We start from the raw sequence: 10,868 nt of genomic DNA, 5'->3' as shown, positions 1-10,868 counted from the left end.
TCAACCAAAGTGGTTTTACCGTGGTCAACGTGGGCAATAATTGCAATGTTACGCAGGTGTTTGATATCGTTCGCCATATAAAATGCTCGTTTCGTCTTAAAAAAATGCAGTAGCAGTAAGCACTGCTGGATAAACTTTTGCTATTAACCAGATAGTCATAATTACATTATTATTAAATGACCCTACAATAGGCACAGTCGGTTAACTAATATTTGTAAAATCAAGTATCTATGCTGATAAATCCATCGTACAGATAGCTATGCTAATGTACACTTTGTCAATCTACAAAGTGTTTGGGTGGCTAGTATAACATTATTGCATCATAGATTTATGTAATAACTCACTTTTCTCGATACATAAATAAAAAAAAGCCACCCATTGGGTGGCTTTTTTTGTAACTAATTAGTTTATAACATAATTAGTAGCTATTACTTATTGAACAACCATATCTTTAGTTTGTTCAACAGTCATGGTTTTGTCACCAGTGATGATGGCATATACACGACGATTCATAGCGCGACCTTCTTCAGTGTTGTTATCAGCGATTGGTTGGTCATAACCATAACCAACTGTTGATAGACGGTTTGGTGCAATACCAAATTCGTTAGTCAACATAGATTTAACTGCAACGGCACGGGCTTCAGACAGACGTTGGTTGTAACGTGCTGATGGACCTGTTTTAGAAGCATGGCCTTCAACACGAGCGATAGAGTTAGGATACTCACGCATCTTCTCTGCTACCTTAGCGATTTCAGGTTTGTACTGGTTTTTGATAGCTGATTTATCGTTATCAAAGAATACACGAAGTTCCATTTTTAGCTCATCAGTAATATCTACTGGTACTGGGCAACCGCGCTCATCAACAACTACGTTCATTGGAGTGCCTGGGCAAGCATCGATACTATCAGGTACGCCATCGCCATCAGAATCAAGATCAGATTCTACGACAACGATTGGTGGAGTATAGATATTAGGCTCTTCCATTGGTGGAACAGCGACTGTAGGTGCTAAATGGCCACCCAATACAACCTCTAGACCGGCCAAAGCCATGCCTTCCCACCAGTTGTTATCAAAGTTATGAATCGCACGAGCTTCACCACGTAGGCTTAAAGCATTGTTAATGCGATACATAGCACCCAAACCTAGGTTACCAATAGTATCCTTAGACTCAGCAACTTCATTACCGGCTGCGTTTTCAATCTTAATTTTAGACTGACCAGCACCAACTAATACATACGGCTTGAATGCACTATCAGTGTAACCAGTAAATTGTTCAGTACCGATTAAAAAGTTACCAGAAATCGTTTGTTGTTCAGCGTCATAAGAACCTGAACTTGCTGGTGTACCTGCATTGTTGCTGATAGCATCAGTGTTAGAAACACCATATTCTACTTGGAATTGAGTAGAAGGAGTAAGCTCAATACCTAGTGCTGCACCAGTGTATAGATCATTTTCTTGATAGTAACCATTCCCAGCACTATCAACCATTGCTTCTGTTTGCTCATCGTCAGCGCCTTCGCTGTAGTGATAACCAAGTAGTAATGGGCTGATAGTAACGCCAGCGTTAGCTGCTAGTGGGGCTGCTGTGATGGCAAATAAAGCCAAAGCGATTTTATTTAATTTCATGAACTTCCTCCAAAGGATAATTTTAGTGCTGCATTAAGCATGACCGCTGCTTAAGATGGTCAAAAGTAGACATCATTTACGAATTTAAAATTACAAAGCAAAACCAATTAAGGAGTAGCTTAGCGATTATCAAATCAGTTTACAACTTTTTTCGTTAACCAGCTACACATTATTACACGATAATGTCATAACTAAAACACATTAGCGAGCTTAACTTACTGACAACTAACACACTTTACACTTTTTATCTTTTATATGTTAGATCGGAATAGATTATGAAAACAATCATATCTATTGATTGAGACTATCTTAATACAAATAACTTATTTTCTCCATTGATAAAACCGCTCATTCACGAATTGAAACATTCGTTGACAGCAGATATATATTTAGTTTATATTTTCTACTGTCAACATTGTTTTACTTTCACTACGAATATTCAATGTCTTTAAAACTCTTTACGCTATTAAGAGTAGCGAGATTAGAAACTAAAACTGAATAAAACCATCAGAATTTCGGATAAAAACTAGATAACATCTACCTATTCTTCTTATACAGGCAATAGCCAGTATGACTAAATTATATAAAGTATCGTCAAGTAAAAAGGGTTTTCTCCAATATTATAATGAATATGGTTTTAATTTGGTGGAACTGATTGTGACAGTAGCGATATTGGCCATCATAGCGATGATTGCCGCACCTTCTATCTTAAGCCAATTAGCGAATATAGAAGCCAAACGTATCAAAAATCAGATAGACAATACTCTGACTTTAGCAAAAGCCGAAAGCTATATTAGAAGGCAAGATTTATTGTTTTGTTTATCGAATAGTGGTGGACTTTGCCACAGGGACAGTTATAAGAAACTGTTATTGTTTTTGGATAAAAATCATAATAACAACTTTGATGTGGGTATAGATGATCTGTTAGAAGAACAGTCATTAAACCCTAAATACGGTACTCTGTATTTAAGAGTAGGAAATAATCGCCATTATACTAAATTTTGGGGCGATAGCGGTAAACCTAGGGGTCATTTTGGTCATATCAAATACTGTCCGACATCTACTTACAATCAAACCATGTATCAAATCTCATTCAATCAAGGTGGTTTCATTACTTATAAACCAAATGAAAGCCACCCGACCAAATGTGGCCAATAATAAAATTATAAAATCAAATTATTTAACTTCTTGATGCATAGCGGCTTTCATCATAATGACTGCTTGCTCTAACCCTACAAATAGCGCATCGGCAATAAGTGCATGGCCAATATTTAACTCATATATACCGTCGATCTGAGCAATGGCAGTGACATTGTCACGTGTGAGACCATGACCTGCATTGACTAAAAGCTTATCATCCATACCCCTAGCAGTAACCACTGCATTTTTGATCCGATTCAGTTCTGCGTTTCTCCTATCAGTATCGTCTGATAAACCTGCCTCTGCATAGGCGCCTGTATGTAATTCAATAGCATCAGCACCACAATTCACTGCGGCAGTAATCTGCTTGTCTTCTGGATCAATAAATAAAGAGACTTTAATATCTGCCGATTGTAACTGACTAATATAATCTGTCAACCAAGTGAGCTGACCTGCAACATCAAGACCGCCTTCTGTAGTCAACTCGGCACGCTTTTCTGGTACCAAGCATACCCAAAACGGTTTAACCTGACAGGCGATTTCCAACATTTCAGTCGTTGCTGCCATCTCTAAATTCATTCTAGTGGTCAGCTGCCCCGCCATTTCATAAACATCTGCATCTTGAATATGGCGGCGGTCTTCTCGCAGATGGATAGTAATACCATCAGCACCTGCTTGTTCACATAGAAGGGCTGCTGCTAATGGGCTTGGATAGCTAACCCCACGTGCTTGGCGTAAGGTCGCTACGTGGTCAATATTGACCCCCAATAACGGTTTTTTTGAGACATTTTCTGATATTTGCTCTAATTTAGAGGCTGTTATGTGCGCGGCGTCAGTCATAAAAAATCCTTTTAATAATATTTAGATCATTTACTAAAAAATAGCTTATAAAATCGTTGTCAAAACTATAATTGATAACGCTGTTGCTGCTGCCAAAGTAAGCGACTTTGTAGCGGCTGATAATCAAGTAAATGATCAATCATCTGCCGATGCAAGCGCGACCATACGTTTAGAGTAGTAGTAGATATTCCTTGCTCCACCATCATCAATATCTCACTACCACTGAAAACCGTATGAGTGATAGCCCTTTCGCTATTTTCAGTATGGACAATAGGCACTAAACCTATATCAGCTAAGAAGCGATAAGTACAGTTAGGCTCAATAGGATTGTCCAAGCTGTCATGTTTTAACGTTAGCGAAAAGCCTAATTCATTGAATAAGTACGTCTCAAACTGGCGTAAGCATAAACGCAATTCATCAGCAGTTAAGGGCTGCTTAAGCTGACGTAGACTGTCTTGATAATGGTGCCATAATATTGGCATAGGGTCTTCAGTCGGTAATAGTCGCCACAGTATTTCATTCAAATATAAGGCAGCATACTGATGTTGACCAGTGATACTGTCGTGAGGCAAAGCCTCTGACATTATAGTGTTGTTATCTTCTATAGCCTCGCTATTTCCTATAGCGTTACTATTAGCGTTACTGTCTTCTTGTTTTACTGGTTTCTGTACGACGTTTAACGAGGCGATATTAATCTGACTGAATGTTTTGAGATCACGTTTGCCGGTAGCAAAGAGCTGTAAGGGCATAAATAGTGGCGCGCCCTTTTTACCAATACCATGTATCACCCCATGTTGCTGAGAAAATAGATAATATAGAGCGCGCTTTTCTTGATAAGGGCGCTGGTGTAATAAATAACCGATTAACGCTTCGTTACGCATAGATTATTACCCCAGCTTTAATAATATAAATCTATTATCGAAATGCCATTTTTTGGTCGCTATTAATATCCTAAGCTGGTCAAGGCACGCTCATCATCTGACCAACCACGCTTAACTTTCACCCACAACGTTAACATAATCTTTTTATCAAACAGCTGTTCCATATCTTTACGCGCGTCCATACCGACTTGCTTGATACGTTGACCTTTATCACCAATAACAATTGCCTTTTGCCCGCTACGCTCAACATAAATAGTGGCATCGATAAAAGTACAGGCTTTACGTGGACGACCTGTTTTTGGGTCAGTATGTGCCGCTTCGTCTTTAAAACCATCAATTTGTACGGTTAAATCGTAAGGAACTTCATCACCAGAGCTACGCATGATTTTTTCGCGGATAATTTCACTGGCTAAAAAGCGCTCTGAGCGATCGGTGATTTGCTCCGTATCATAAATAGGCTCGGCGATTGGTAGATGCGAAGCAATTACTTCTTGTAGACGATTAAGATTTTGATTTTTTAATGCAGAAACAGGTACGATATCGGCAAAATCAAAGCTATCACTAAAGGTTTCGATAAGTGGCAAAATACTGCCTTTATCTTTTAAAGTGTCTGCTTTATTAATAACCAGTACAACGGTCAGCTCGGTATTGCCAAGTTTTTGTAAAACCAATAAATCATCATCACGCCACTGGTCTGAATCGACTACGAATAATACCAAGTCAACATCGACTAAGGCAGATACGGCCGCTTTATTCATACGCTCATTAATAGCACGTACTTCATTACGATGAATACCAGGGGTGTCGACGAATACGGCCTGCATCTCGTCATTAGACAGAATACCGTGAATGCGGTGACGAGTCGTCTGCGGTTTACGTGAGGTGATAGACAGTTTCTGACCTAATAAGTGATTCATTAAGGTCGATTTACCCACATTAGGGCGACCAACAATCGCTACATAGCCGGTTTTAAAACCTTCGGCAGTACGAGCGCTATTGCTTGGTGAAAAAAATTCTTCGATTGCTAAATCGTTGTCTACAGTATTATCTTCTGGTGCGCTTTCTTCTAGCACAATGTGTTCTAGTGAATTGCCTTTTTGTACATTATTTTCTGAATGATCGATATTTAGCTCAATATCATGTGACTCAGTATTGCTTTGATTTGGATTCAGATCAGTATTTTCGGTCATATTTTTAGCATTATCTTCATTATTTAATGGCAAGTCAGAGTGATTGCTCATAGATTAATCCTGTGGAGGTTGTCTCAGTCGAGCTGCTGTAAAATCATATTAAATAAAACAGCAGAACTGTTATCAATTTAAGAATATTGGGTGTTTCAATATTGTGTGTTTCAGTATTTGCCATTTCGAAAAATTGGTTTTCAAAGTCGCTAGTATTTGCATAAAGTAGTAAAAATTAAAGTCAATCTTTAGAATCGAACCTTTAAAATAGGCTGAATAAACTTTAAAATCGGTTAAGTTATCTACGCTTTTTGAGCACACCTGGCAACTTATGTAGCTGATTAATCATAAGCTCTGCCGCTTTTTGCTCGGCGATACGGCGACTTTCGCCAGATTCGGTAATATCAGGACAATTGCTGATATTTACCTCACAGCGAACTACAAAAACTTGATGTGGTGCATTGCCTTGTGTTTCCATCAGCTCGTAATGCGGTAAATCAAATTGCTTAGACTGTAGCCATTCTTGTAAGCGGCTCTTCGCATCTTTTAGGGCTTTTTGATCATTGACATTATCAATAAGGTCACCGTACCACGAAAGTACGCAAGCTCGGGTAATATTCATATCCTGACTATCCAAATAGATAGCACCAATCAAGGACTCTACCGCATCAGCCAATATAGAAGCCCGATTGCGGCCGCCACCCTTACGTTCACCTACGCCCAGTATTAACTGATTGGATAGCTCTAGGTTTTGGGCAATAATAACCAAAGATTCTTGCCGTACTAAGGTCGCACGCATACGAGTCAGACGACCTTCATTTTGGCTAGGGTACCGATGATATAACGCCTCACCGACAATCATACCTAATAATGCATCACCTAAAAACTCTAAACGCTCATAGTTTTTTTTGCTATCAAACGAACGATGAGTGAGCGCCAGTTTTGGTAGGCTTAAATCATTAAACACATAACCCAACTTGCGCGTTAATATCGCTAAGCGTTGAATAAATTCTGAGCTAATAACAAGCGTATCATCTGACAGGCTATTTTTTTGGGGATTAGGAACCGCCTGAGGGTACTGCGAAGTTGGTTTCATGCGTGGCTTATGATTATCCCTTTTGTTTCACTGCTTAATTTTGTTAAATAACAATATTTTTAAAAATATTAAATATAAAAAGCCATTTATTCAGCTGTTGTACCATCAATATCGCCTTCGAAACGATTAACGATATCGACATTACCGAAAAGTTTATTGGTTATTTCATATTGCTTATGAATAGCCAACTGACCTGTTTTTTTATCCGTAAAGGTAAGCACTTCTTCTGCTTTGGTATCGTAATCAGCATTGATAGACAGCTGCTTATCAACGCGCTCGACGAACTGTTTAGCCGTCTCTTTGTTATTATTGGATTCTTTAAGCTCAGCGCTTAAGGTTTTGGTCAGCTGATAATCGCCAATTTGTGCTGGTACGATAGCAACGATCAATTTGATAGCCACGCCCAAAGCGATGATAATAAAGACGATATTAGTGACACTCGCACCGCGCTGTGTAGACAAACCAGATAACTGTTGCACCATAATACCTCTCAACGGGAAAGTTGCTATATTTGTAATTTACTATACTAATAAATTACCATATTTTAGTACCTATCTATCTATGAACTAAATAGTAATGCATTGAATATAGTAAGTCTGCTATAAAAGAAATACGTTTAAAGTAACGTTCTGCTGGGATGAATTCTCCTCGCTTGCTGTGCGCTTCGCACTCCAGAGGCTTCGAAAAATTTATCCCAGCAGCACTGTATTCTTTTTAAATTGGATCGAATATAACCATAATATTAGCATAAAACCATTATCGATAATTAAATCCGTCGATTCGAGTATTGATAATATTAATCGATAGCACCGTTACGTTTAAAGGTCGGTAAGTTGAGACCAGGTGGCTTATGCATCCAAATATAGACGGCTTTGCCTGCTAAATTATCATCAGGAACGAATCCCCAAAAACGCCCATCTGCACTACGATCGCGGTTATCGCCCATCACAAAGTATTGACCTTCTGGCACCTTAATACGCCACTCATTGCCTTCCGAGCTTACCACTTCTGGTGACTGTTGCTGCAAAAATGGTGCATATTGCGAGCTGTTCATGCCATTCAAATAGCGAACAAAATGCTCATGCTTTCCTTGAGTTTCCTTGAAATACTGCGCTTCGCTTTCTTCTTGTTGACCCATTGCAGTGGCATTCTCTTCTGTGAGCATTTGACCTGGTGCAACTTCACCTGCGGAATATAGCTGTGATGTCAGCTCAGCATTAGCATCAAAATCAACAGCGACAGTATTCACAGGTGTGTCGTTAATCGCAAGTGTCCCTTGATTATAACTGACCGTATCACCCGGCAAACCAATAACTCGCTTAATATAATAAATACTTGGGTTCTCTGGATAACGAAAAACGGCCACATCACCATGTTCAGGCGCTCCCGTATCAAGCACCTTATTATAAGTTAATGGCAAACGCACACCATAAGCATATTTATTGACGGCAATAAAATCGCCCGTATACAAGGTCGGCACCATAGAAGACGAAGGAATATTAAAAGGCTCAATCAAAAATGAGCGCACAATTAATACTACCGCTAATACGGGGAAAAATTCATAAGCCCAGCGTACCAGTAAGCTCTCTTTACCGCGACCACGGGTTTTACGTTGTTTAAGCGTCAACTTATCTAATAGCCAAATAATACCCAAGCCGATGGTCAATGGCACTAAAATCAAATTAAAATCAAAATCCATACTTAATTGCCTATTAGCGAGCTACTTATCTGACTATTTTAATTTATAAGACTAGCGATGGTTAGGCCGCATATCAATATCTTAATCTACTTGCAATACCGCCAAGAAGGCTTCTTGTGGAATCTCCACATTACCGACTTGCTTCATGCGTTTTTTACCGGCTTTTTGCTTAGACAATAGCTTTTTCTTACGCGAGACGTCACCGCCATAACATTTGGCTAAAACGTCTTTACGCATGGCTTTGACTGTGCTACGACCAATAATCTGGCTACCAATCGCCGCTTGAATCGCGACATCAAACATCTGTCGTGGGATCAGCTCTTTCATCTTACCAACCAGTGCATTACCACGGTAACGAGATTGGGTTTCATGCACAATCATGGCTAAAGCATCAACTTTATCACCGTTGATTAGTACATCAACTTTGACCAGCTTATCGACTTGATAACGCTCAAAGTTGTAATCTAGTGAGGCAAATCCGCGCGAAACTGACTTAAGACGATCAAAGAAATCCATGACCACCTCGCCCATCGGAATATCAAATATCAGCTGAACTTGACGACCCATAAAGCGCATGTCAACCTGTACACCGCGGCGCTCAATACAAAGCGTCATGACGTTACCCAAGTAATCTTGCGGTACTAAAATCTGACAGCGTGCTATTGGCTCACGAAACTCTTCAATATTATTCGGTTCAGGCAGCCGTGATGGATTATCAACGTAAATAATCTCGCCATCTTTTTTCATAATCTCGTAAATTACCGATGGCGCAGTGGTAATCAGATCCAAGTCGTATTCACGCTCTAAGCGTTCTTGGATAATCTCCATGTGCAGCATACCGAGGAAACCACAGCGGAAACCAAAGCCGAGCGCATCAGAAGTATCTGGCTCAAAAAATAACGACGCATCATTAATTTGTAGCTTTTGTAGCGCTTCACGGAATTTTTCAAAATCAGTAGATTCAACAGGGAACATACCAGCATAAACCTGGGGCGTAATCTGTTTGAAACCCGGAATACGATCAACGTCAGGGGTTTTTGCATGCGTAATGGTATCACCAACCGGCGCACCAGCGATGTCTTTAATACCAGCGATAATGAAACCAACTTCACCAGCTTCTAAAATACCCGTGTCTAGTGGTTTCGGCGTAAAGACACCAATCGAGCTGACCAAATGTGCTTCTTTGGTTGATAAGATATATATCTTATCGCCTTTTTTGACCGTACCTTCACGCACGCGTACTAAAGAGACAACGCCTAAGTAACTATCAAACCATGAGTCGATAATCAATGCTTGCAGCGGTGCTTCACGATCACCGGTTGGCGCAGGAATAAACTCAACCAACGCTTCTAGTAATTTATCGACTCCAAGACCCGATTTCGCTGATACACGTGGCGCATCTACCGCATCGATACCAATGATATCTTCAATCTCTTGAATAACGCGCTCAGGCTCAACTTGTGGCAGGTCAATCTTATTTAAGACTGCCATCACTTCTAAGCCTTGATCAACGGCGGTATAGCAATTGGCAACAGATTGTGCTTCCACACCTTGCGCAGCATCGACTACTAATAGTGCACCTTCACAAGCCGCTAAGGAGCGTGATACTTCGTACGAAAAATCGACGTGACCGGGGGTATCAATAAAATTAAGCTGATAGCGCTCGCCATTAGGGTGATCGTAAAACAAGGTTACTGATTGAGCCTTAATTGTGATACCGCGCTCACGCTCAATATCCATGGAATCAAGGACTTGCGCCTGCATTTCACGATCTTGTAAGGCACCGCACATTTGAATAAAACGATCGGCAAGCGTCGACTTGCCATGATCAATGTGGGCAATGATAGAAAAGTTACGAATATTGGCTAATGCAGTCACAAAGCGCCTACTAAATAATGGATGATTGAGTAATGAAAATAAATGCTGTCATATAGAATCAATAAAATGTTCACTCATACTTAATATCAGCCAATACGCCAATACCACCATATTAAGTTAAAAAATTATCGTATCAAATTAAAAGCCCATGGCGCTTATTACTATTTATTAGCACTTATTGCTACGCGCAGGCATGTGAGGGTATTCTAGCAGTTTTCTGCGGTAAAGTAAGGCGATTTTATTAGCAAGATTTTGATTTATAAACAATGTTAATCAGGCTAGCATTAAATCTAGAACATTTACTGAATTAGACCTGACAGAAAATTCGTTGATAACCATTTATGGTAAGAAACAAAACAGGCAAAAAAAAGCCAATCACAGAATGATTGGCTTTTTAAATTTGAGCAACTGTACTTTTACTAACTAACAATAAATGGTGGCGATGAAGAGACTTGAACTCTTGACCTCACGATTATGAGTCATGCGCTCTAACCAGCTGAGCTACATCGCCATTTAAGGCTCGGTAT

The 10,868-nt window shown here is 39.7% G+C and carries 10 protein-coding genes and 1 tRNA gene; 1 reads left to right on the top strand and 10 read right to left on the bottom strand.

All coding sequences use genetic code 11. The features are described from left to right. On the bottom strand, nt 1-77 hold a 77-nt coding region (locus tag WAZ74_RS11015; protein ID WP_422308347.1), incomplete at its 3' end, for a GTP-binding protein. 355 nt (nt 78-432) lie between these two features. Continuing rightward, complete coding sequence (locus tag WAZ74_RS11010; protein ID WP_422308346.1) at nt 433-1,626, bottom strand: OmpA family protein; 1,194 nt, start codon at nt 1,624-1,626, stop codon at nt 433-435. Nucleotides 1,627-2,196: 570 nt separating this feature from the next. Between WAZ74_RS11010 and WAZ74_RS11005 the strand changes: the two genes are divergently transcribed. After that, nucleotides 2,197-2,784: a prepilin-type N-terminal cleavage/methylation domain-containing protein gene (locus WAZ74_RS11005; protein WP_422308345.1), complete on the top strand. Its 588-nt coding sequence runs from the start codon at nt 2,197-2,199 to the stop codon at nt 2,782-2,784. 18 nt (nt 2,785-2,802) lie between these two features. Here WAZ74_RS11005 and WAZ74_RS11000 read toward each other — a convergent pair whose 3' ends face one another. The 8 genes from WAZ74_RS11000 to WAZ74_RS10965 all read right to left on the bottom strand — a co-directional run bounded on the left by WAZ74_RS11000 (nt 2,803) and on the right by WAZ74_RS10965 (nt 10,852). Further along, a complete protein-coding gene (locus WAZ74_RS11000) occupies nt 2,803-3,606 on the bottom strand; it encodes a pyridoxine 5'-phosphate synthase (RefSeq protein ID WP_422308344.1) in 804 nt (267 codons plus the stop codon). Between the two features lie 65 nt (nt 3,607-3,671). Continuing rightward, nucleotides 3,672-4,487, bottom strand: coding sequence for a DNA repair protein RecO (gene recO / locus WAZ74_RS10995; RefSeq protein WP_422308343.1), 816 nt, complete (start codon nt 4,485-4,487; stop codon nt 3,672-3,674). A gap of 62 nt (nt 4,488-4,549) precedes the next feature. Beyond that, nucleotides 4,550-5,728 carry a GTPase Era gene (era, locus tag WAZ74_RS10990; RefSeq protein WP_422308342.1) on the bottom strand — a complete coding sequence of 393 codons (1,179 nt, stop codon included), beginning with the start codon at nt 5,726-5,728 and terminating at the stop codon, nt 4,550-4,552. 238 nt (nt 5,729-5,966) lie between these two features. Next, nucleotides 5,967-6,764, bottom strand: coding sequence for a ribonuclease III (gene rnc / locus WAZ74_RS10985; RefSeq protein ID WP_422308341.1), 798 nt, complete (start codon nt 6,762-6,764; stop codon nt 5,967-5,969). Nucleotides 6,765-6,850: 86 nt separating this feature from the next. Further along, on the bottom strand, nt 6,851-7,246 hold the full coding sequence (locus WAZ74_RS10980) for a DUF4845 domain-containing protein (RefSeq protein ID WP_422308340.1): 396 nt from the start codon (nt 7,244-7,246) through the stop codon (nt 6,851-6,853). Nucleotides 7,247-7,560: 314 nt separating this feature from the next. After that, nucleotides 7,561-8,463: a signal peptidase I gene (gene lepB / locus WAZ74_RS10975; RefSeq protein ID WP_422308339.1), complete on the bottom strand. Its 903-nt coding sequence runs from the start codon at nt 8,461-8,463 to the stop codon at nt 7,561-7,563. An 81-nt stretch (nt 8,464-8,544) separates the two neighbouring features. Further along, entirely contained in the window at nt 8,545-10,341 is a 1,797-nt protein-coding gene (gene lepA, locus WAZ74_RS10970) for a translation elongation factor 4 (protein ID WP_422308338.1), read from the bottom strand. 434 nt (nt 10,342-10,775) lie between these two features. Beyond that, nucleotides 10,776-10,852 (bottom strand) — tRNA-Met (locus WAZ74_RS10965). Nucleotides 10,853-10,868: the final 16 nt, after the last annotated feature.

The sequence above is a fragment of the Psychrobacter sp. genome (assembly GCF_049295055.1).
Taxonomy (GTDB): Bacteria; Pseudomonadota; Gammaproteobacteria; order Pseudomonadales; family Moraxellaceae; genus Psychrobacter.
The sequence above is the reverse complement of the archived record's forward strand: the minus strand, read 5'-3'. Positions and strand labels throughout refer to the sequence as shown.

Coding starts and splice junctions, on each gene's coding strand:
- WAZ74_RS11010 (WP_422308346.1), bottom strand. CDS start 1,626: ATGAAATTAAATAAAATCGCTTTGGCTTTATTTGCCATCACAGCAGCC.
- WAZ74_RS11005 (WP_422308345.1), top strand. CDS start 2,197: ATGACTAAATTATATAAAGTATCGTCAAGTAAAAAGGGTTTTCTCCAA.
- WAZ74_RS11000 (WP_422308344.1), bottom strand. CDS start 3,606: ATGACTGACGCCGCGCACATAACAGCCTCTAAATTAGAGCAAATATCA.
- recO (WP_422308343.1), bottom strand. CDS start 4,487: ATGCGTAACGAAGCGTTAATCGGTTATTTATTACACCAGCGCCCTTAT.
- era (WP_422308342.1), bottom strand. CDS start 5,728: ATGAGCAATCACTCTGACTTGCCATTAAATAATGAAGATAATGCTAAA.
- rnc (WP_422308341.1), bottom strand. CDS start 6,764: ATGAAACCAACTTCGCAGTACCCTCAGGCGGTTCCTAATCCCCAAAAA.
- WAZ74_RS10980 (WP_422308340.1), bottom strand. CDS start 7,246: ATGGTGCAACAGTTATCTGGTTTGTCTACACAGCGCGGTGCGAGTGTC.
- lepB (WP_422308339.1), bottom strand. CDS start 8,463: ATGGATTTTGATTTTAATTTGATTTTAGTGCCATTGACCATCGGCTTG.